This is a genomic window from Nocardiopsis sp. L17-MgMaSL7, assembly GCF_003182025.1.
Lineage (GTDB): Bacteria > Actinomycetota > Actinomycetes > Streptosporangiales > Streptosporangiaceae > Nocardiopsis > Nocardiopsis prasina.
Genome location: NZ_QGTF01000011.1, coordinates 49113 through 69361, shown reverse-complemented (window position 1 = coordinate 69361; position 20249 = coordinate 49113). Strand labels below are relative to the sequence as shown.

The window sequence follows — 20249 nt, the reverse complement described above, 5'->3', positions numbered from 1 at the left end:
AGCGCTGATGGACGCGGCCCAGGAGCTTCCTGACACGGAGCTGTTGTCGAGGCACGCTCAGGGTGACGAACAGGCGTTCGCGGTACTGGTTCGCCGTCACCGTGAGCGCCTGTGGGCTGTCGCCGTCCGGATGATGGGCGACCCCGAGGAGGCCTCGGACGCCCTCCAGGACGCCTTCATGTCAGCGTTCCGCGCCGCCGACCGGTTCCGAGGGGAGTCGCAGGTCAGCACCTGGATGCACCGCATCGTGGTGAACGCCTGCCACGACCGCCTCAGACGCCGCAAGGTGCGCCCGGCGACCCCGACCGAGGACGAGACCCTCGACGTCATCTCCAACGACCGCCTGAGCCGTTCTGGAGGCGGGCACGACCACGCCTCCCAGACCGAGGCCCGGTTGGACGTGCACGCCGCACTGGACCTCCTCCCCCTGGACCAGAGGATGGCGCTGACCCTCGTGGACATGCTCGGCTACCGGGTGGACGAGGCCGCGGAGATCCTCGACATCGCCTCGGGCACGGTCAAGAGCCGGTGTGCGCGAGGTCGCGCCAAACTTCTTCCGTCGCTCTCCCATCTAAGGAACCCTCAGCCACCGCGAGACGTCACATCTGGGAGAGGAGGTGCCAACCCATCGTGACGTCCCATCCTGACGTGGAGGCACTCGCCTTCTTCGCCGAGGACCTCCTGGACCCCGACGAGGAACGCTTCGTTGCCACACACATAGAGACCTGCGCGTCCTGCGCCACGGTCCTCGACGAGCTCACCGGGGTCACCCGCGTCCTCGCCGAGGAACCCCTGCCGGCGCTGCCGCAGGACGTCGCCGACCTCCTCGACAGCCGGATCGCCGAGGCCGCGAGCGAACGCTCAGCGACCTCCACGGCCGGGGACGGCCCTCCCCGCGACGCCGAGGAGCCCGCGGCGACCGAAGCGCCCGCGGCGGACACGTTGGCACCGGTGGTCCCGCTCAACCGACGGCGGGGCTTCGGCCTGCCGCACCTGATGGCGATCGCGGCCGTGACCGTCTTCGTGGTCGGCGGCGGAGCCGCGATCCTCAACGGGAAGATGGGCGAGCAGGAGAACACCGCCGCCTCCCCCCTGCTGGAGGAGAGCGAGTCCGAGTCCGCCCCCGACACCGCCCAGTCCTACACCGCGAAGTCGGTGGCGAGCGGCACGGTCTACACCGAGGACGGGCTCGACGCCCAGGCCGCCGAGGTCCTGGCCACCGAGCGCGAACCGGCGGGTACCGAGGAGGACGCGGGCACCCAGGCACTCACGCAGCTGACCACCGAGGCGCAGGAGTGCGTCACCCGCTTCGAGCAGGACAGCGGCGTCCGGGTCACCCTGGTCGACGACGCCCTCTTCGACGCCGGTGACGGCGCCGGACCCGTGTGGGTCCTGTTCACCCAGGACACCGACGGCGCCGGGGTGATCGTCCTCGACCCGGGCACCTGCACGGACGGGGACCCCGCCGCCGGCGTACTCGCCCAGCGACCGCTGTAGACGGGCTCCGCACCCGGCGCAGCGCCAGCGGTCTCAGCGATCATCTCCGGCGCGCACCAGCCCGCTCTCGTAGGCCAGCACCACCAGCCCCACGCGGTCACGCACCCCGAGCTTGGCCAGCAGACGGCCCACGTGCGTGCGCGCGGTGGCCGGGCTCAGGTAGAGCTCCGCGCCGATCTCCTGGTTGGACATCCCCCGCCCGACCAGGCCGAGCACCTCGCGCTCACGAACGGTGAGCCCGTCCAGACGAGCGGCGGCCCCGGGCGGCAGCTCGGTACCGGCGAGGCGTTCGATCACGCGGCGGGTCACGCCCGGCGAGAGCAGCCCCTCCCCCGCCGCCACCGTGCGGACCGCGTCCCTGAGCTCGCGCGGCTTGGCGTCCTTGAGCAGGAACCCGGCCGCGCCCAGACGCAGCGCGGAGAACACGTTGTCGTCCTCTCCGAAGGTGGTGAGGACCACCACCCGGGTGTCGACATGTCGGCGCCCCGACGTGTCGACACGTCGACGTTCCAGTTCCCGCAGAACGCCGAGCCCGTCCATGACGGGCATCTGGAGGTCCAGCAGCACCACGTCAGGGCGGTGCCGGTCGATCTCGACCACCGCCCGGCGCCCGTCGGCGGCCTCCGCCACCACCTCGATGTCGCCCTCCCGCTCCAGCAGCGAACGCACCCCGGCGCGTACGAGCTCCTGGTCGTCCACGAGCAGGACCCTCGTCGGCGTGCTCACGCCCCACCCCCGAGTAGCAGCCGCGCACGCACCCGGAACCCTCTGCCGGGTACCGGCCCCGCCTCCAGGGTTCCCTCCACCATCCGGACCCTCTCCCTCATCCCGGCCAGCCCCGATCCGCAGCGCTCCCCGAACGCTTCGCCCGGCAGGGGCCCCGTCCCGTCGTCGGTGACCGTCACCGTGAGCGTGCCCTCCGCGCGTTCGAGCGCCACTTCCGCGGCCTCGGCCCGCGCGTGCCGGAGCGTGTTCGTGAGCGCCTCCTGGACCACCCAGTAGGCGGTCGCGTCGACCAGACCGGGTAGCCCCGGACCGCCCTCCCCGGTCACCTCCGCGTCCAGCCCCGCCGCACGCACCGAGGCCACCAGATCGTCCAGGTGCGCGAGCCCCGCGACGCGCTCGATCCCGTCCCCGGCCCCCTGGCCGCCCCGGGGTTCGCGCAGCGCCCGCACCGTGGAGCGCAGGTCGCGCAACCCCTCCCGGGCAGCCTGGGCGACGTGGCGCAGCTCGGCACGCGCCACGGGCGCGTCCACGGACCCCTCCTCCAGGGCTTCGGCCGCCACCGAGGTGTGCAGGGAGACCACCGACAAGTGGTGACCCACCGCGTCGTGCAGGTCGCGTGCGATCCGGGCGCGTTCGCGGGCCAGGAGCTCGGCCGACTCGGCCTCCCGCGCCTGGGCGTCCAGGACCGCGATCAGCTCGCGCTGACGGGCGCCCTCGGCCCTCTGGCGGACCCCGTCTCCGAGGGCGATCGCCGCCCCCATGATGGCCACGGTCGACACCAGTTCATACCCGAGGAGGAAGGCCGGATCCTGCCCCTCCGCCAGCCTCGCCACCGTGGAGACGACGACCAGCGCGGCCGCCGTCCCCACGGCCCACCGGGTGCGGTCGAAGACGGCCGCGGAGTACAGGGCGGCGGCCACGGGCACCGCCAGACCGATCACCGGGAGGTCCACGACGTAGTAGGCGATGAGGAGGACGGCGGTGAGCAGGAGGACCGCCAGGGGCCAGCGGCGCCGGAACAGCATGAGCAGGCCGAGGACGCTCGCGAACCCGTAGGCCACGACAGCGGGCAGGTCTCCCCCGCCGATACCGGCGCCGATCGCGATGGCCACCACCGCGAAGACGGTGAACCCCAGGAGGGCGTCGACGACGACGGCCTGACGGCCGGCGGGGTCGGTGGGGTCGGACTGGTCCTGCTGGCCCGGCGGGCGTGGGCGGTCGCGCATGCGGCGATTCTACGGAGCCGGCCCCGGCCGTACCCGTGCTCACGTGCGCGTCCGGCTACGTGTTTCGACGTACCGGGAGGAGACCCGGGACGGACGCCCGGCCACGGTCGTCGCCCGTAGCTTCCGAGGTGTCGAGCGACCGCCCGCAGCCCACGAGGGGAACACCATGAACCGCCGCCCGTCCCCGTCCGCCAGCGCTCCACCCGGCGTGCCCTGGCCCCTGGTCCTGAGCCTGGGCGCCCTGGCCCTGGTGCGCCCCCTGATGAACGTCACCGGGGTCACCGAGGCGATCGGCTCACCCTGGGCACAGCTGGGCGCCACGCTGCTGGTGACCCTGGCGTGGGTGGCGGCCGTGGTCGCGGCGCACGTGCCCCGCCCCTTCCTCACCCTCGTCTGCGCGGGTGTCGCCTACGGTGCCCTCGCGATCCTGCTCAGCGCGGTGCTGTCGCCCCTCCTCGGAGAGGGGCTCCAGGGGCCGCTCACCAACCCCTTCGCGGTGGTCTCGGTCCTGGCCGTGAACGCCGTGTGGGGAGCGGTCGCCGGGGGGCTGGCCCTCGTCGTCGCGGCGGGCCTGGGGCGCGGGTCCGGGCGGGTGTCCGGGAGGGGCTAAGGCCCATACCCCACCCCCGTACGCTGCACGGATGTCGGACCGGGAATGGCGTGCGCCTACCATCGGTTGTGCTAACCATCTTTCCCCTGTCACACCACCGTGGCCGGGCAGCGACTGTGTGAAGGGCCTAGAGCGTGAGTGACGTCCGCAATGTCATCATCATCGGTTCCGGACCGGCGGGTTACACCGCTGCCGTGTACGCCGCGCGCGCGGAGCTGCGCCCGCTGGTGTTCGAGGGGTCCATCACGGCCGGCGGTGCGCTCATGAACACCACCGACGTGGAGAACTTCCCCGGTTTCCCGGACGGGATCATGGGCCCTGACCTCATGGACAACCTGCGCAAGCAGGCCGAGCGCTTCGGCGCCGAGCTGGTCCCCGAGGACGTCACCGACGTGGACCTGACCAAGCCGGTCAAGGAGGTCACCGCGGGCGGCGAGACCTTCCTCGCGCACACCGTCATCCTGGCCACCGGCTCCGGCTACCGCGAGCTCGGCGTCCCCGGTGAGAAGGAACTGTCCGGCCGGGGTACCTCCTGGTGCGCCACCTGCGACGGCTTCTTCTTCCGCGACCAGGACATCGCCGTGGCGGGCGGTGGGGACACCGCCATGGAGGAGGCGCTCTTCCTCACGCGCTTCGCCAAGTCGGTGACGGTCATCCACCGCCGTGACGAGCTGCGCGCCAGCAGGATCATGGCCGAGCGCGCGCTCGCCAACGACAAGATCACCTTCGTCTGGGACACCGAGGTCACCGAGGTCCTGGGTGAGGACCGCGTCAGCGGCCTCAAGCTGATCAACAACAAGACCAACGAGACCAGCACTCTGGACGTCACCGGTCTGTTCGTCGCGATCGGCCACGACCCCCGCGTGGAGCTCTTCCAGAAGCAGATCGAGCTCGACGAGGAGGGGTACGTGAAGGTGGACGCCCCGTCCACGCGGACCAACCTCGAAGGGGTCTTCGCCGCGGGCGACGTGGTCGACCACCAGTACCGTCAGGCGATCACCGCCGCGGGCACCGGCTGTTCCGCCGCCCTGGACGCCGAGCGCTTCCTCGCCGCCATCGGCAACTAGCTTCCCCGACCCCCTCGTCCGGTTTCGTCGAACCAAGGAGAACCAAGCAGTGTCCACCGTCAAGAACGCCACCGACGCCTCCTTCGAGGAGGTCGTCCTCAATAACGACAAGCCCGTCCTGGTGGACTTCTGGGCTGACTGGTGCGGCCCCTGCAAGCAGATGGCCCCGGTCCTGGACAAGCTGGCCGCCAACCACGGCGACAAGATCGACGTCGTGAAGATCAACACCGACCAGAACCCCGAGACGCCGCGCGCGTACAACGTCCTGTCGCTGCCGACCATGAACGTCTACAAGGGCGGCGAGGTCGTCAAGCAGATCATCGGCGCCAAGCCGACGCGTCTGCTGGAGAAGGAGCTCGCGGAGTTCCTGTAGCCCGCAGCGCCGCACACACGCACGAGAGGCCCCCAGGTGGACCCTGGGGGCCTCTCGGCATTCTTGTGGACTCACCCCGGGGTCGAGCCCTCACGAGCGCCCCACGACCCCTGTGGGGCCTCGCGATCGGTTCCATGGGTCTCTGACCGGCTGTTTCACGTGAAACAGCCCGTTGCGGGGGCACTGTCGCCGGAAGCGCCGACGCGCACCACGCCTCAGCACAGGCCTCGGAGGGTCGAGGCGAGTACCGAGCCCGTGAGCACGGCCCCACGGGCGGCCCTCCCGTACGTCGAAGGCGATCACGGCGTCAGCAGGGGCAGCGGGGCACGCTCGCCGCACGGGGCCGCGCCGCCCCTGGGACACCTGGCGCCGGACACGGCGATGGCGGTGTTTCACGTGAAACACCGCCATCGCCCGCGAGGGTGGAGGGTCAGTTCTCGCGGTCCATCTGACCGATGATCCGCTCCAGGTCCTCCATCGTCGCGAACTCCACGACGATCTTGCCCTTCTTCCGGCCGATGTCCACCTTCACGGTGGTGTCGAGCCGGTCGCCCATCCGGGTGGCCCACTCCTCGATCTGCGGGGGGTTGTCGATCCGCCCGGCGGAGGCCCTGCGGGGCTTGTCCTCATCCGGAATCTCCCGGAGGGCGACGATCTCCTCCAGGGACCGCACCGACAGCCCTTCGTCGTTGACCCGCTTGGCGAGGCGCTCCTGGGCCTCCGGGTCGTCGATCGACAGCAGGGCCCGCGCGTGTCCGGCGCTCAGCACCCCCGCCGCCACCCGTGTCTGCACCCTCCCCGGGAGGTTGAGCAGACGCAGCGTGTTGGCGATGTGCGAACGCGACTTGCCGACCTGCTGGGCCAGCTCCCCCTGGGTGGTGCCGAAGTCGTCCAGCATCTGCTGGTACGCGGCCGCCTCCTCCAACGGGTTGAGCTGCTGCCGGTGCAGGTTCTCCAGGAGCGCCTCCCGGAGCAGTTCGTCGTCGTCCGTCCGGCGCACGATCGCGGGGATGCGTTCGAGCTCCGCGAGCTTGCTCGCCCGGAACCGCCGCTCCCCCATGATCAGCTCGTAGCGGGGCTCGCCCTCACCTTCGAGCTTGCGAACCACGACGGGCTGGAGCAGGCCGACCTCGATGATCGAGTCCCGCAGCTCGTCCAGGGCCTCATCGTCGAAGTAGGTCCTGGGCTGTCGGGGGTTGGGGGTGATCGAGGTGAGCTCGACCTCCTCCATGTACGTCCCGTCCGGCATCTCTGTCGGGCCCTGGACCGCAGGGGGTTCAGGGACGGACACCATCGTGTCGCGGACGCTCTCCACCGGCGCGGGGGCCGTCGGCCCCTGCGGGATGAGCGCCCCCAGCCCCTTGCCCAGTCCGCGCCGCTGCTGGCTCACCGGCAACTCCCTCCACACTCCTTGTGAGTTTCCGCCCGTCCGGTCGACCGCGCCGACCGGACGGGGTGTTTCACGTGAAACAACCGCCACTGTCAGCCGGGGTTGAGCGCCTCGGCCCGGAAGGCGATCTCCCGGGCCGCCTCCAAGTAGGCCACGGCCCCGGTCGACCCGGGGTCGTAGGTCATGACGGACTGCCCGTAGCTGGGCGCCTCGGAGACACGGACGCTCCTCGGCACCAACGACTTCAGGACGAGCTCTCCGAAGTGCGAGCGCACCTCGTCGGCCACCTGCTGGGCGAGCCTGGTCCGCCCGTCGTACATCGTCAGCAGGATCGTACTGACGGACAGTCCCGTGTTCAGGTGCGACTTGACCAGCTCCACGTTGCGCAGCAGCTGCCCGAGCCCTTCCAGTGCGTAGTACTCGCACTGGATCGGGATCATGACCTCGTCGCACGCCACCATCGCGTTGACCGTCAGCAGGCCGAGCGAAGGCGGGCAGTCGATGAGGATGTAGTCGAGGTCCGAGGTGTCGTAGGCCGCGAAGGCCCGCTTGAGCCGGGCCTCCCGCGCCACGAGGGAGACCAGTTCGATCTCAGCGCCCGCGAGGTCGATGGTGGCCGGGGCGCACCACAGGTTGGGGATGTCCGGAACCGGCTGGGCCAGCTTGCGGATCTCCTCGTCCTCGACGAGGCAGTGGTAGATGGACCGGGTCTGGTTGTCGCGTTCCATGCCGAGAGCGGTGGACGCGTTCCCCTGGGGGTCGAGGTCGACCACGAGGACGCGCTGCCCGTTCATGGCGAGGGCGGCGGCGATGTTCACCGTCGTGGTGGTCTTGCCGACCCCGCCCTTCTGGTTGGCGACGCTGATGATCCGGCAGGACCGGGGTCGAGGCCAGGGGTCCTCGTGTCCACGGCCCGTCATCGCGGCACGGGCCGCTCGGGCGAGAGGTGTGTCGGGGACGCTGTCGGGGGCAGCCTCGCCACTCCATGTTTCACGTGAAACAGGGGGCTGGCCCACCGTGGAGTCCATCGGTGTTTCACGTGAAACATCGAGCAGGTCTCCATAGGCGCCCGCCGGGGTTTCACGTGAAACACCGGCGTCGTCGGCTGGGTTCTGGGGCACGAATGAGTTCACCTCTTCCGTCCGCGCTTCTTCTTGCCGTTCCGCGCCTTCTTCTGGGAGCCTCCCGACGCGGGCGGACCACCGTCGGATGTCACCGTGACGCGAACGACCGTGGTAGCGGGATCGACTTTACCCCGCCCCACCCTGATCACATCGCTCACACCAGGGCGCAGTTTCGAAACGTCTTCCTTCGCTTCCGCCAGCTCGGCCTCCGCCTGCTCCCCCTTGAGGGCCAACAGGCTTCCGTCCTTGCGCAGCAGGGGCAGCGACCAACCGGCCAGCCGGGCCAGCGGGGCCACCGCGCGAGCGGTGACGAAGTCGGTGTACAGCTCGCCGTGCGCCTCCTCCGCTCGCCCTCGACGCACCTCCACGTTGGTCAGCCCCAGGGTGCTGACCGCCTCATCGAGGAAGACCGTCCTCCGCAGCAGGGGCTCCAGGAGGATCATCCTGATGTCCGGACGCAGCAGACCCAGCACCAGTCCAGGCAACCCGGCACCGGAACCGATGTCCACCACCTCGGCACCCTCGGGGATCAGCTCCTCGACGACGGCGCAGTTGATGAGGTGCCGCTCCCAGAGGCGGGGCACCTCGCGCGGGCCGATCAGCCCGCGACGCACCCCGTCGTCGGCGAGAAGTTCGGCGTAGCGGGTCGCCACGGGCAGGGTGTCGCCGAAGACCGTCACGGCCTGCGGGGGCGGGGCGGGGAGCGTAGCGCCGGGCTCCTCAGTGCCCGAGGTCATCGGTCACCACCTGTCGGAACTCGTCCATCGTCACTTCCATGAACCGTTGGGTCGTCATGTCGACCTGTCCACAAAGGGACAGGGACCTGACGACGCGGGAAGCGCGCGGCGGATCGCGGCCGACCGCGCGCACGGGGGTGGTCCCCTCCCCCACACGGATCGTGCGGTTCGCGACTCCACTCGCGGAGCCACCCCGGAGATCCCGAAGGTGGGACGACTCGTGGTGGGAAGGTCCCCGGAGACGATCCTACGCGGGGGCCGCACCCGTGTTTCACGTGAAACACCCCTTGCGTCCGACTCTCACACCGGACCTCCGGGACGCCCCGGACCCACCACCGCGGTCGTCCCACTCGTGCGGGCATGACGAAGGGGCGGTGTTTCACGTGAAACACCGCCCCCGGTCTGTCCGTTTGTCGACTAGTCGGCGGGGTGGACCACCACGTAGCGGTTGGGCTCCTCGCCCTCGGACTCGCTGCGCAGCCCGGCCGCGGCGACCGCGTCGTGCACCACCTTGCGCTCGAACGGGGTCATCGGCTCCAGCGGGTGGACCTCGCCGGTCTCCTTGACCTTCGTGGCGGCCTCGGCGCCGATCTGGAAGAGCACCTTGCGGCGACCGTCACGGTAACCACCGATGTCCAGCATCAGGCGGCTGCGCTCACCGGTGGCCCGGTGCACCGCGAGGCGGGTGAGCTCCTGGAGCGCCTCCAGGACCTCGCCCTCCTGACCGATCAGCTCGTCCAGGGTCGCCCCGACGACGGAGACCATCGCGCGGTCGCCCTCGACGTCCATGTCGATGTCGCCGTCGAAGTCGGCGATGTCGAGCAGACCCTCGATGTAGTCCGCGGCGATGTCACCCTCGTTCTCCAGGGCCTCGACGTCGATTCCGCCCTCAGGTGCGTCAGCCACCGCTACGCCACCGCTCTCTTCCTCGCTACTTCCCACAGCGATCCCGTCTCCTCAATCCGTCAGTCCCTGGCCGCCGTACGCCTCAGGGGCATTCTCGCCTGCGCACTCGAAAGTCGTGGACGCCGACACGAAGCAGGGAGGCCCTACTTGGACCCGCCGCCGCGCTTGGAACGCGTCTGCTTCTTCGGCTGTTTGCGTTCGATCTTAGGCTGTTCCTCAGGCTCCGGAGGGGTTTCCGGAGCCTTCTTGCGACCGAGCATGCCCTTGGCCGAACCCTTGGCGGAGGAGCCCTTGGCGGACTCGGCCTCCGTGCCGGGCGCGGGCTGGTTCCGGTACAGGAAGTGCTGCTGCACCATCGTCCACACGTTGGAGGTGACCCAGTAGACGAGCACACCGATCGGCATCATGAGGCCGAAGAGCCCGAAGGCGGGCGCCATGTACATCATGATCTTCTGGGTCTGCATCATCGGGTTGTCAGGCTGCTGCGCGATGCTGCGCTTGATGCTCTGACGCATGGTGAGGAAGGTCGTGACGCCCATGACCACACAGGCGATGGCGATGACGACCTTGGCCATGATGGGGTCGGTCGCGCCCAGGGCCCGCAGCTCGTCCGGCGGGGTGTTGAACTGGGCGGCGATCGGGGCGTGGAAGATCAGCGCCTCACGGGCGCTGTCGGCGAGCTCCTGGGTGAAGCCGAACTGCACCTTGCCCTCCGCGACGCTGCGCAGCACGCTGAACAGGGCGAAGAAGACCGGCATCTGGAGAAGCAGCGGGAGGCAGCCCATGATCGGGTTGGTGCCGCTCTCCTGGTAGAGCTTCATCGACTCCCGCTGGAGCCGCTCCTTGTCGTGCTTGTAGCGCTCCCGAAGCTTCATGATCTTCGGCTGCACTTCCTGCATCTTGCGCTGCGTGTTCATCTGCTTGACGAACAGCGGCACCATCAGCAGACGCATCAGGCAGGTCAGCAGCACGATGGACAGGCCCCACGCCCACCCGCTGTCGGGGTTCAGGCCAACGATGGTCAGACCCGAGTGGATCCAGACCAACACGTGGCCGATGATGTTGTAAAGCCAGTCCAGCACCGGCCAACTCCTCGGTGATTCGGTTCAGCTACTGGTCCCCGGAAGCGGTGCCGGTGTGCCCGGTTCCGCCCGTAGACTCCTCGGACTCCTCGTTCCGGCGCCCCTTGGGCGGCGGAACCGGATCAAGACCCCCCGGGTTGAAGGGGTGGCAGCGGGCGATACGCCTGACCGTCAGCCACAACCCGCGAAGTCCCCCGTGGACGCGCAGCGCCTCGACGCCGTACGCACTGCACGAGGGGTAGAAACGACAGACCGGGGGGAAGAGCGGGCTGATGAAGCGCTGGTAGCCACGGATGGGCAGGATCAACAACCGCGCGAAAGACGTCGGTCTGTGCTCGGTCATTGCTTCGCCCACCGTTCTGCGCCCTCCTGAGGGCGACGGTCACCGTCTGCTTCAGTCTTCGCCGACCCGACCGGTTCGGGGCGTGGACCCCCGCGGCCGCGTCGGCGCTTGTCGGCCCCACGGGGACGCTGCGCCGCGGCGATCGCGCTGTCGAGTTGTACCGCCAGGTCCTCTTGCCGCAGAGTCGCGGCCGAGGGCTTGGCCCGCACTACCAGCAGGCTACCGTTTGGCAGAACAGCCAACCGTGAGCGCATCAGGTGGCGCAGACGCCGCTGTACGCGCTTGCGGACGACGGCTCCCCCGACGGCCTTGCTCACGACGAAACCGACGCGCGGCGGTGCCGCTGCGTCGGTCTGGTCGGGGTCGCCGGGCGGTTTCCGGGGGGCGAGGTAGATGACGCCCAGGGCGTCACGCGAGGAGCGCCGACCGGAACGCATGACCGTCCCGAACTCGGCGCTGTGGCGCATCCGGTTCTCCGGCGACAACATCGGGGTTCCTCCGGGAGAGGGGTGCGGCACGGCCCCCGGCTACCGGTTCCGTGCCCCACGACAAAGGGACCGACCGGCGAGAAGGCCGGACCGGTCCCAGTGAAGACTTGAGGCTTGACGTGGCCTAGTGGCTCACGGTCAGCGCGGCGCGTCCCTTACGACGTCGCGAGGCGATGATGGCGCGACCGGCGCGCGTACGCATGCGCAGCCGGAAACCGTGGACCTTCGCGCGACGCCGGTTGTTCGGCTGAAACGTACGCTTGCTCACTACTGGCTCCAGGGGCGTGTCAGGAAAGTACTACGACAGACCCCCAGGATATGCGGGGCCTTACAGTGCGTGCGACGAGGCCGCGACTTCGTGGTGTGCACGAGCGCAGGCAGGATCGTCGGCATAAGCATATAGAACATACGACCTGGTCGGGTCGTGGTCAAATCAGCCCTGCTGACCGTCCCGCGAGCGACGTCGTGGCGCGGCTCGGGCCGGTGGCGGACGCCACCGGTCACAGTCTACCCGCCTCCCTGTGGACAACCGGTTGTCCACAGCGTGTGAGACTTCCACAGGAACGGGGGTCTGTGGATAACCTCAACCTGTGGATAACTCGCCCCCGACGCCGTCCACAGCCTCGCCGAAGTTGTGGGCAGTCGCTGTACACATCCCCTGAACTGGGGATTGTGGATAACTTCCCGAAACACACAGGCGACTGTCATCCTGTGGATAAACCTGTGGACAAGGTGTGGACAACCTCCTGAAGCTGTGGATACCCAGAGGTAGTCGAACACCTGACCGCCCACCGCCGCTCCCGTTGTCCACAGGCAGCGAACGACCAGAAGGACCGCCCTCGAACCGGAACCCCGGCCCGGCACCTCCCTCAGGGGAGGACAATGGGAGGCACGGGACCCCCGTGGTGCCCGCTTCCCGGAAACACGCCGACCCGAACTCCCCCGTCCCCTCACCGCCTCCAACCCGCACCGAACAGATCCGCACCGAAGGGACAGCAACCATGGCAGGTCACCTTGGCTGAAGCACAGGTCAACCTCGCAATGGTCTGGTCGAGCGTGCTGGACGGGATCGACCACGACTCCCTCCCCGCACACCAGCGTGCCTGGCTGCCGCAGACCCGCCCGCTGGGTCTGATCGAGGACACGGCGCTGATCGCGGCGCCCAACGAGTTCACCAAGAAGGTCCTGGAGACACGCCTCTACCCGGCGATCAGCAAGGCCCTCTCCGCCCACCTGGGACGGGAGATCCGGGTCGCTGTGACCGTGGACCCCACCGCCGTCCCCACGCCGCCCCCGACCCCCTCTCCCTACGGTGTGGGCAGGGACACGGGCGGGCACACGTCGCTCTCCGCCCCGCCGGAGCCGCCCCCGCACCCCGGCCGCGCCGAGCAGCCCTCCGTCCACGAACCCCGGGGGCAGCACGCCCGGCCGTCCGCCCCGCACCCCTACGAGGCCCACCAGCGGCCCGAGGCCCCGCACCCGTCCGAGGCGCTGGGAGCCGACCCCGGGCACGCACGCGCGCAGGAGGCGCAGGCCGACCTGCTCGGCCCCGCACCCTCCGTCCAGGGCCCCCGGCCCGACGAACGCGGCCAGGCGCCGCGCCAGCACGGCCACCCGCACACCGGTGACCAGGGCTCCCCCGCCCCGCAGCGGCCCGCCCAAGGGCCGCACTCCGGTCCGTCCGCACCGGTCACGCACGCCGCGGAGTCGCCCGCGCCGCAGCAGCCGCTGCCCGCTCCCCCGGCGCAGCCCCACACGGGGCAGCAGGGGGCGTTCCACGGTGCCGCCTCGGGCTGGGACCAGCCCGCCCAGCAGCCGCTGTGGCAGCAGCAGAGCTGGGCCGACGCGTCCTGGGACGAGCCCAACCGCTGGGAGAGCCCGGCCCCGCGGGATACCGGCCCCGCGCCGAGGTCCGCCCCTGAGCCCCCGCACAGCGAGGAACGGCCTCCGAGTGAGCCCGAGGGCGTCCCGGCACCCGTGGAGCAGGCAGTGGATCCCGCGCCGGTCAAGGAGCCGGAGCCGGAGGCGCCCGCTCCCTCGACGGCGCCCGCCGCCCCGGCCTCTCCCCCGGGCCGGTCGCAGGAGATCCCCCCCGGTGAGCACGCACGGCTGAACCCGAAGTACACCTTCGACACGTTCGTCATCGGGTCCAGCAACCGGTTCGCGCACGCGGCCTCGGTCGCGGCCGCGGAGGCTCCCGCGAAGGCGTACAACCCGCTCTTCATCCACGGCGGCTCCGGGCTGGGCAAGACCCACCTGCTGCACGCCATCGGCCACTACACGCACCGGCTGTACGAGGGCTCCCGGGTGCGGTACGTGAGCTCGGAGGAGTTCACCAACGAGTTCATCAACTCGATCCGGGACGGCAAGGCGGACGGGTTCCGGCGCCGCTACCGGGACATCGACGTGCTCCTGGTGGACGACATCCAGTTCCTGGAGAACAAGGAGCAGACGCAGGAGGAGTTCTTCCACACCTTCAACACGCTCCACAACTCCGACAAGCAGATCGTCATCTCCAGCGACCGGCCGCCCAAGCAGCTGACCACGCTGGAGGACCGGATGCGGAGCCGGTTCGAGTGGGGGCTTCTGACGGACGTCCAGCCGCCCGAGCTGGAGACCCGGATCGCCATCCTGCGCAAGAAGGCCGCTCAGGAGGGTCTGGCCGCGCCGCCCGAGGTCCTGGAGTTCATCGCCAGCAAGATCTCCACCAACATCCGGGAGCTGGAGGGCGCGCTCATCCGCGTGACCGCCTTCGCCAGCCTCAACCGGCAGTCGGTGGACCTGGACCTGACCGGCCAGGTGCTGCGGGACCTCGTCCCCAACGCCGAGGTGCCCGAGGTCACGGCCAGCGCGATCATGTCCCAGACCGCGGCCTACTTCGGGCTGAGCCTGGAGGACCTGTGCGGGACCTCCCGTTCCCGGGTGCTGGTGACGGCCCGGCAGATCGCCATGTACCTCTGCCGTGAGCTGACCGACCTCTCCCTGCCCAAGATCGGTCAGCAGTTCGGCCGCGACCACACCACCGTCATGCACGCCGACCGCAAGGTCCGGGCGCTCATGGCGGAGCGCCGCTCCATCTACAACCAGGTGCACGAGCTGACCAGCCGGATCAAGGACCAGCCCTCGCTGACCTGACCGGCCCCGGGTACACACGACGATCGGGAGGGGGCGGCCCCGCCAGCACGGCGGCCGCCCCCTCCGTCGTGTCCGAGGGGCCCTGGGGCGCCCGCGTCCGCCTCGCGACGGCCCCGCCGACGACCGTCACCCCGTCGCCCGCCTCCGCGTCCGTGTGTCTCCCAGTCGACGTGTCACCGAGTCCACTGGTCGACGTGTCGACTTCTCTCCTTGTCCCCTCTCCTTGCCCCCTCGGGCCCGCCGCCGGGTCCCCCACCCCTGTCGCCCCTTCGTGCGACGGCTCCGCACTTGTCCACAGTCTCCGGGGCTCCCCCGGAACCGCCCACACCGAGTTATCCACAGGCTTGTGTGGGTGTTGGCACCTCGGAGACGGGTAAGTCCGCCTCGTCGCCGAGCCGCACCGTCCGTACCGGACACGCACCGTTTCCCCTGGTTCTCATGGCCTCCTGGGGCTGTTGCCCTGACCACAGCGGAGCCTGCGGAGGGCCTGGCCTGGGCCGCGAGGGAGTCCGGGGCAGGTGGTTCGACAAGGGCCTGTGGAAAACCCTGTGCACAGAGTCTTTGTCCAGGTTCGCGCGGTCTGCGTCGGGCTTCGAAAAAAAGTTTTGGGGTTTCTCCGCGAAGTTATCCACAGGGAAGGGTCGAATTCTGTGGACAACCCTGTGGATAACCTGTGGACAACAGCGCCGAGCCTGTGGGTAACCCAGGGTCGCCCTGTGGACACCGTCACCGATGCCCGGACCACCGAACCACAGGGCACTGTGGACAACTTGGGGAAAAGCTGTGGACGAACCTGTGGACGGTCTGTGGACAAGCTGTGGGGCCCTCGACTTGTCCACAGGAGGCCCGAGTTACACACAGGGTCATCCACAGGGCCTGTGGACAAAAATTCGCAGTCTGACCTGCGAGAACAAGGGTTATCCACATTATCCACAGGCCCTACTACTACTACGCACCTTCAGTAACCAAGATGTGGCGTCAAAACAGCTTCGCGGAAAATCTGTGGACAAACGCCTGAGATCGAGGTGACGGCGGGTCAGTCCGGAGCTGGCAGCGGCAGCGGGTGAATCCGGGTAACGTGTGGTCTCGCCCCTGTCCTCCGCCGCCCGGATCTGAGCGGTGACCCCTACGGAGTCCGAGACCGCTCCGGCGGCACGGTCCGCCCTCGCTGCGGACGCCGTCCACACCCTGGGGAAACAACCCCCGGCGGACCCACGAGACACCCACGAGCTGCAACGTTGAGGCGCGACCGGTCCCCGGTCGGGCGGAAAGAGAGTCGGAAAGTGAAGTTCCGGGTCGAACGCGACGTACTGGCCGACGCTGTCGCCTGGACAGCGCGCACACTGCCGACGCGCCCCTCTGTACCGGTCCTGGCCGGAATCCTGCTGGACGCCGGCGAGGTCGACGACCGCCAGCGCGTCCGCCTCTCCGGCTTCGACTACGAGGTCTCGGCGCAGGTCTCGGTGGACGTCGAGATCGAGGAGCCGGGGCAGACCCTCGTCTCCGGCCGTCTCCTTGCCGAGATCACCCGCAACCTTCCTCCACAGACTGTGGAGATCTCCACGGACGGCCCGAAGGTCGTCGTGAGCTGCGGAAGCGCCAAGTTCACCCTGAACACCATGCCGGTCGAGGACTACCCGTCCCTCCCGGAGATGCCCGGCGTGAGCGGGACCATCGGCAGCGACGCGTTCGCCGCCGCCGTCAGCCAGGTCGCCGTGGCGGCCGGCCGTGACGACACGCTCCCGATGCTCACCGGCATCCGCGTCGAGATCGAGGGCGAGACCATCACCCTCGCCTCCACCGACCGCTACCGCCTCGCCGTCCGCGAGCTGAGCTGGAAGCCGGAGAACCCGGACCTGTCCGCCGTCGCGCTGGTCCCGGCCAAGACCCTCCACGACACCGCGAAGTCGCTCACCTCCGGAGCCGAGGTCGCCATCGCCCTGTCCGGCACCGAGACCGGCGAGGGCATGATGGGCTTCGAGGGCGGCGGCCGCCGGACCACCACGCGCCTGCTCGACGGCGAGTTCCCCAAGTACCGCGCCCTGCTGCCGGACACCTTCAACACCGTGGCCGAGGTCAGCCGCTCCGAGTTCGTCGAGGCCGTCAAGCGCGTCTCGCTGGTCGCCGAGCGCAACACCCCGCTGCGCCTGGCCTTCTCCCAGGGCGCGCTGGTCCTGGAGGCGGGCACCGGCGAGGACGCGCAGGCCGTGGAGACCCTGGAGGCGGACCTGGACGGCGAGGACATCCAGATCGCCTTCAACTCCGGGTTCCTGCTGGACGGGCTGGGCGCCATCGGCACCGACGTGGCCCGCCTGCACTTCACCACCTCGACCAAGCCCGCGATCCTCACCGGGAAGCCCGCTGAGGAGGGTGCTTCCCCCGAGTACCGCTACCTGATCATGCCGGTCCGCCTCTCCGGCTGACCGGACCGCCCGTTCCACCGACGAGCGTCCGCCGCCCGGCCCGTGCACAGCGCCACGGGCCGGTCGGCTTCCACATGTCCGCAGGTGCCCTAGGGGAGTCCACACATGCAACTCGGAATGATCGGTCTCGGCAAGATGGGCGGCAACATGGCCGCCCGCCTGCGTGAGAAGGGGCACGAGGTCGTCGGCTACGACGTCTCCCCCGGCGAGCGCGACGTCGAGACCCTGACGGAGCTCGTCGACCGCCTCGAAGCCCCCCGCGTGGTGTGGGTGATGGTCCCGTCCGGCGACCCGACGGCCACGATCGTCTCCGAGCTCGGCGACCTCCTCTCCGAGGGCGACATCGTCGTCGAGGGCGGCAACACCCACTACGTCGACGACGCGCCGCGCGCCGAGGCGCTGGCGGCCCGGGGCGTCGGCTACGTCGACGCGGGCGTCAGCGGCGGTGTGTGGGGACGCCAGAACGGCTACGGGATCATGGTCGGCGGCCGAGCGGAGGACGTGGAGCGCCTGCGCCCCGTCTTCGACTCCCTGACCCCCGACGACGGCGGCGGCTTCGTGCACGCCGGCGCGGTCGGCGCGGGCCACTTCGTGAAGATGGTCCACAACGGCATCGAGTACGGCATGATGCAGTCCTTCGCCGAGGGCTACGAGCTGATGGTCGCCTCCGGGATCGTCAAGGACGTCCCGGGCACCTTCGAGAGCTGGCGTGAGGGCACCGTCGTGCGCTCCTGGCTGCTGGACCTGCTGGGCCGCGCCCTGGAGGAGGACCCGGACCTGTCCGAGCTGCGCGGGTACGTGCAGGACTCCGGCGAGGGCCGCTGGACCGTCCAGGCCGCCGTGGACCTCGCGGTCCCCGCCCCGGTGATCACCGCCTCCCTCTTCGCGCGGTTCGCGTCCCGTCAGGACGACAGCGAGGCCATGAAGGTCGTGGCCGCCCTGCGCAACCAGTTCGGCGGGCACGCCGTCACCAAGGCCGGTCCCAAGGACTCCGAGCAGGGCTGACCGCGCCCGCTCCGCCACCCGGGGTCGGTCCGGGCTCACCGGACCGACCCCGGGTGGCGTTTCCACTCGGACCTCCCCACCGTTTCCCGCTCCCCCGTCCCAGGAGGAAGGCCGGATGTACGTCTCCCACCTGCAACTGGCCGATTTCCGCTCCTACGAGACGGCCCAGTTGCGGCTCGAACCCGGCGTGAGCGTCTTCGTCGGGTCCAACGGCCAGGGCAAGACCAACCTCGTCGAGGCGGTCGGGTACGTCGCCACCCTCGGCAGCCACCGGGTCTCCTCGGACACCCCTCTGGTCCGCCAGGGCGCTCCGCGTGCGATCGTCAGCGCCAAGGTCGTCCGCGACGGCCGGGACATGCTGGTCGACCTGGAGATCAACCCGGGCCGGGCCAACCGCGCCAGGGTGAACCGTGGCGCTGCCGGGCGCCCCCGCGACGTGCTGGGCATCCTGCGGACGGTGCTGTTCGCCCCCGAGGACCTGGCCCTGGTCAAGGGTGACCCCGGGGAGCGGCGCCGGTTCCTGGACGACCTCCTGGTGGCGCGCGCTCCCCGGATGGCGGGGGTGCGCTCCGACTACGAGCGGGTGCTCAAGCAGCGCAACGCCCTGCTGAAGTCGGCCTCGGCGCGGCTGCGTCAGCGAGCCGCCCCGGACCTGAGCACGCTGGAGGTCTGGGACTCCCACCTGGCCGAGACCGGCGCGGAGCTCCTGGCGGCGCGGCTGGCTCTGGTCGAGGAGCTGCGTCCGCTGATCGCGCACTCGTACGCGGGGCTGACCGACTCCGGTGGACCGGCCTTGCCCACCTACCGGAGCTCCTGGGTGGAGGAGGAAGGGGAGCTCCCGCACGAGCGCCCACAGCTCGTGGACCTCCTGCGCGAGGCCATGGAGCGGACGCGTGACCGGGAGCTCCAGCGGGGCGTCAGCCTGGTCGGCCCGCACCGTGACGACCTGCACCTCCAGCTCGGTGACCTGCCTGCCAAGGGGTACGCCAGCCAGGGGGAGTCGTGGTCGTACGCCCTCTCGCTCAAGCTGGCCGCGTTCGAGCTGTTGAGAGCCGAAGGCGACGACCCGGTCCTCATCCTGGACGACGTCTTCGCCGAGCTGGACTCCGAGCGCCGCCGCAGGCTGACCGAGCGGGTGCGCGACACCGAGCAGGTGCTGGTGACGGCGGCGGTCGCCGAGGACATCCCGGAAGAGCTGGACGGTGCGCGGTTCGGCGTGCGCCAGGGGGTGGTCGAGAGTGCGTGAGGGTTGTCCACAGCCTGTGGATCCAGCTTCCCGCCGCGACGCCGAGGGGTCCCCGTCCGACGCGGTCCGTCCACACCCTGTGGACAACGGTTCGCCGACCGCGCCGCAGGCTCCTCCGGTCCCGGACACTCCCCCGGCCTCCGGCGCGGACCTGGCGCGCCAGGCTCTGGCCCGAGCCCGTGCGGAGGCACGCGAGCGCGGCGCCGTCCCCCGGGGCATGAACCGGAACCGCAGGCGTGGCCGGTTGCGGTCACGGAACGAACCGCAGTTGTTCGGCGACGCGGTGCGCACCTGGCTGATCGAGCACGGCTGGCAGGAACAGGTCGCCATCGGCGGCGTGTTCGGCCGGTGGGCGGACATCGTTGGTGATTTCAACGCCGAACACCTGCGACCGGAGAGTTATTCGGAGGGCGAACTCGTTGTCGTCGCCGATTCACCGACAATGGCGGCCCACGCGCGAGCGATGGTTCGGGACCTGATGCGCCGCCTGAACGAGGAACTGGGCGACGGCACGGTCATCGCGATCAAGGTCAAGGGACCGGGTTTTCGTCGACGGTGACCCCGTCCGGATTGCCCCCTGTTGCCCTCGACACGTCTGTGACCTGGGGGTCCAGTGCGGTACGCCGACGGCCGCCCCGGGGCGTGTTCCCCGGAGGTGTGCCCCCTCTGCTCCCGCGGTGCCGTCCCGGGGAGGCGCGGAGGCCTTGCGAAGGCCACTCAACCGCGCCGGGACTTGCGCAAGGGGTCTCCCGCGTGTAGGGACTCGGCTCCCGCCCCGAGCGTTCGTTCTGGAGCGGCACAGGGCCGCCAATGCCACTTTGTCGCACCGGGCGGGGTATCATGGAGGCGGTTCTTCAGACGCCTGTAGCCG

Annotated in this window: 20 protein-coding genes; 10 read left to right on the top strand and 10 right to left on the bottom strand. The window is 70.1% G+C overall.

Translation table 11 applies throughout. The features are described 5' to 3' along the window. The first annotated feature begins 7 nt into the window (after nt 1-7). Both sigM and BDW27_RS19485 read left to right on the top strand, forming a co-directional pair. Nucleotides 8-634 (top strand): RNA polymerase sigma factor SigM, encoded by a 627-nt coding sequence (gene sigM, locus BDW27_RS19490; RefSeq protein WP_017545715.1) that lies wholly within the window; start codon nt 8-10, stop codon nt 632-634. Then, complete coding sequence (locus BDW27_RS19485) at nt 631-1497, top strand: anti-sigma factor (protein ID WP_233515832.1); 867 nt, start codon at nt 631-633, stop codon at nt 1495-1497. Before sigM ends, BDW27_RS19485 begins: the two co-directional genes overlap by 4 nt. Before the next feature lie 33 nt (nt 1498-1530). Here the strand turns inward: BDW27_RS19485 and BDW27_RS19480 are convergent, their stop codons facing one another. Both BDW27_RS19480 and BDW27_RS19475 read right to left on the bottom strand, forming a co-directional pair. Further along, on the bottom strand, nt 1531-2223 hold the full coding sequence (locus BDW27_RS19480) for a response regulator transcription factor (protein ID WP_110050858.1): 693 nt from the start codon (nt 2221-2223) through the stop codon (nt 1531-1533). Beyond that, a complete protein-coding gene (locus BDW27_RS19475) occupies nt 2220-3449 on the bottom strand; it encodes a sensor histidine kinase (protein WP_110050856.1) in 1230 nt (409 codons plus the stop codon). The genes BDW27_RS19480 and BDW27_RS19475 overlap by 4 nt, the downstream gene beginning before the upstream one ends. 166 nt (nt 3450-3615) lie before the next feature. Between BDW27_RS19475 and BDW27_RS19470 the strand changes: the two genes are divergently transcribed. From BDW27_RS19470 to trxA, 3 genes are all read left to right on the top strand, one after another. Next, the gene (locus BDW27_RS19470) at nt 3616-4059 is read left to right on the top strand and encodes a hypothetical protein (protein WP_110050854.1); all 444 of its coding nucleotides are present in this window, start codon (nt 3616-3618) and stop codon (nt 4057-4059) included. Nucleotides 4060-4193: 134 nt separating this feature from the next. Continuing rightward, nucleotides 4194-5126: a thioredoxin-disulfide reductase gene (gene trxB, locus BDW27_RS19465; RefSeq protein WP_017545710.1), complete on the top strand. Its 933-nt coding sequence runs from the start codon at nt 4194-4196 to the stop codon at nt 5124-5126. A gap of 49 nt (nt 5127-5175) precedes the next feature. Continuing rightward, nucleotides 5176-5499, top strand: coding sequence for a thioredoxin (gene trxA / locus BDW27_RS19460; protein WP_017545709.1), 324 nt, complete (start codon nt 5176-5178; stop codon nt 5497-5499). A gap of 430 nt (nt 5500-5929) precedes the next feature. On the opposite strand, the gene BDW27_RS19455 is transcribed toward trxA, so the two are convergent. From BDW27_RS19455 to rpmH, 8 genes are all read right to left on the bottom strand, one after another. Continuing rightward, the gene (locus BDW27_RS19455; RefSeq protein WP_026129463.1) at nt 5930-6889 is read right to left on the bottom strand and encodes a ParB/RepB/Spo0J family partition protein; all 960 of its coding nucleotides are present in this window, start codon (nt 6887-6889) and stop codon (nt 5930-5932) included. 92 nt (nt 6890-6981) lie between these two features. Beyond that, the gene (locus tag BDW27_RS19450) at nt 6982-7809 is read right to left on the bottom strand and encodes a ParA family protein (protein WP_017545707.1); all 828 of its coding nucleotides are present in this window, start codon (nt 7807-7809) and stop codon (nt 6982-6984) included. Between the two features lie 209 nt (nt 7810-8018). Beyond that, the gene (gene rsmG / locus BDW27_RS19445; protein ID WP_017545706.1) at nt 8019-8750 is read right to left on the bottom strand and encodes a 16S rRNA (guanine(527)-N(7))-methyltransferase RsmG; all 732 of its coding nucleotides are present in this window, start codon (nt 8748-8750) and stop codon (nt 8019-8021) included. Between the two features lie 417 nt (nt 8751-9167). Beyond that, nucleotides 9168-9656, bottom strand: coding sequence for a R3H domain-containing nucleic acid-binding protein (locus BDW27_RS19440; RefSeq protein WP_017545704.1), 489 nt, complete (start codon nt 9654-9656; stop codon nt 9168-9170). A gap of 143 nt (nt 9657-9799) precedes the next feature. Beyond that, nucleotides 9800-10738 (bottom strand): membrane protein insertase YidC, encoded by a 939-nt coding sequence (yidC, locus tag BDW27_RS19435; protein ID WP_017545703.1) that lies wholly within the window; start codon nt 10736-10738, stop codon nt 9800-9802. Nucleotides 10739-10766: 28 nt separating this feature from the next. After that, nucleotides 10767-11081 carry a membrane protein insertion efficiency factor YidD gene (gene yidD / locus BDW27_RS19430; RefSeq protein ID WP_017545702.1) on the bottom strand — a complete coding sequence of 105 codons (315 nt, stop codon included), beginning with the start codon at nt 11079-11081 and terminating at the stop codon, nt 10767-10769. Beyond that, complete coding sequence (gene rnpA, locus BDW27_RS19425; RefSeq protein WP_110050852.1) at nt 11078-11569, bottom strand: ribonuclease P protein component; 492 nt, start codon at nt 11567-11569, stop codon at nt 11078-11080. The genes yidD and rnpA overlap by 4 nt, the downstream gene beginning before the upstream one ends. Before the next feature lie 124 nt (nt 11570-11693). Continuing rightward, on the bottom strand, nt 11694-11837 hold the full coding sequence (gene rpmH, locus BDW27_RS19420) for a 50S ribosomal protein L34 (RefSeq protein WP_014909187.1): 144 nt from the start codon (nt 11835-11837) through the stop codon (nt 11694-11696). A 614-nt stretch (nt 11838-12451) separates the two neighbouring features. On the opposite strand from rpmH, the gene dnaA reads away from it, so the two are divergent. The 5 genes from dnaA to BDW27_RS19395 all read left to right on the top strand — a co-directional run bounded on the left by dnaA (nt 12452) and on the right by BDW27_RS19395 (nt 19937). Next, nucleotides 12452-14704 carry a chromosomal replication initiator protein DnaA gene (dnaA, locus tag BDW27_RS19415; RefSeq protein WP_083927559.1) on the top strand — a complete coding sequence of 751 codons (2253 nt, stop codon included), beginning with the start codon at nt 12452-12454 and terminating at the stop codon, nt 14702-14704. A 1283-nt stretch (nt 14705-15987) separates the two neighbouring features. Beyond that, entirely contained in the window at nt 15988-17127 is a 1140-nt protein-coding gene (gene dnaN / locus BDW27_RS19410; RefSeq protein WP_017545700.1) for a DNA polymerase III subunit beta, read from the top strand. A gap of 105 nt (nt 17128-17232) precedes the next feature. Then, a complete protein-coding gene (gene gnd, locus BDW27_RS19405; protein ID WP_110050850.1) occupies nt 17233-18132 on the top strand; it encodes a phosphogluconate dehydrogenase (NAD(+)-dependent, decarboxylating) in 900 nt (299 codons plus the stop codon). A 115-nt stretch (nt 18133-18247) separates the two neighbouring features. After that, nucleotides 18248-19378, top strand: coding sequence for a DNA replication/repair protein RecF (recF, locus tag BDW27_RS19400; protein ID WP_110050848.1), 1131 nt, complete (start codon nt 18248-18250; stop codon nt 19376-19378). A 79-nt stretch (nt 19379-19457) separates the two neighbouring features. Continuing rightward, nucleotides 19458-19937 (top strand): DUF721 domain-containing protein, encoded by a 480-nt coding sequence (locus tag BDW27_RS19395; RefSeq protein WP_017545697.1) that lies wholly within the window; start codon nt 19458-19460, stop codon nt 19935-19937. The last annotated feature ends 312 nt before the right edge of the window (nt 19938-20249 follow it).

Bases quoted from the DNA above. Each gene is read 5' to 3' on its own strand.
- sigM (WP_017545715.1), top strand. From the start codon at position 8: ATGGACGCGGCCCAGGAGCTTCCTGACACGGAGCTGTTGTCGAGGCAC.
- gnd (WP_110050850.1), top strand. From the start codon at position 17,233: ATGCAACTCGGAATGATCGGTCTCGGCAAGATGGGCGGCAACATGGCC.
- recF (WP_110050848.1), top strand. From the start codon at position 18,248: ATGTACGTCTCCCACCTGCAACTGGCCGATTTCCGCTCCTACGAGACG.
- rsmG (WP_017545706.1), bottom strand. From the start codon at position 8,750: ATGACCTCGGGCACTGAGGAGCCCGGCGCTACGCTCCCCGCCCCGCCC.
- BDW27_RS19470 (WP_110050854.1), top strand. From the start codon at position 3,616: ATGAACCGCCGCCCGTCCCCGTCCGCCAGCGCTCCACCCGGCGTGCCC.
- BDW27_RS19450 (WP_017545707.1), bottom strand. From the start codon at position 7,809: ATGACGGGCCGTGGACACGAGGACCCCTGGCCTCGACCCCGGTCCTGC.
- dnaA (WP_083927559.1), top strand. From the start codon at position 12,452: ATGGGAGGCACGGGACCCCCGTGGTGCCCGCTTCCCGGAAACACGCCG.
- yidD (WP_017545702.1), bottom strand. From the start codon at position 11,081: ATGACCGAGCACAGACCGACGTCTTTCGCGCGGTTGTTGATCCTGCCC.
- BDW27_RS19475 (WP_110050856.1), bottom strand. From the start codon at position 3,449: ATGCGCGACCGCCCACGCCCGCCGGGCCAGCAGGACCAGTCCGACCCC.
- rnpA (WP_110050852.1), bottom strand. From the start codon at position 11,569: ATGTTGTCGCCGGAGAACCGGATGCGCCACAGCGCCGAGTTCGGGACG.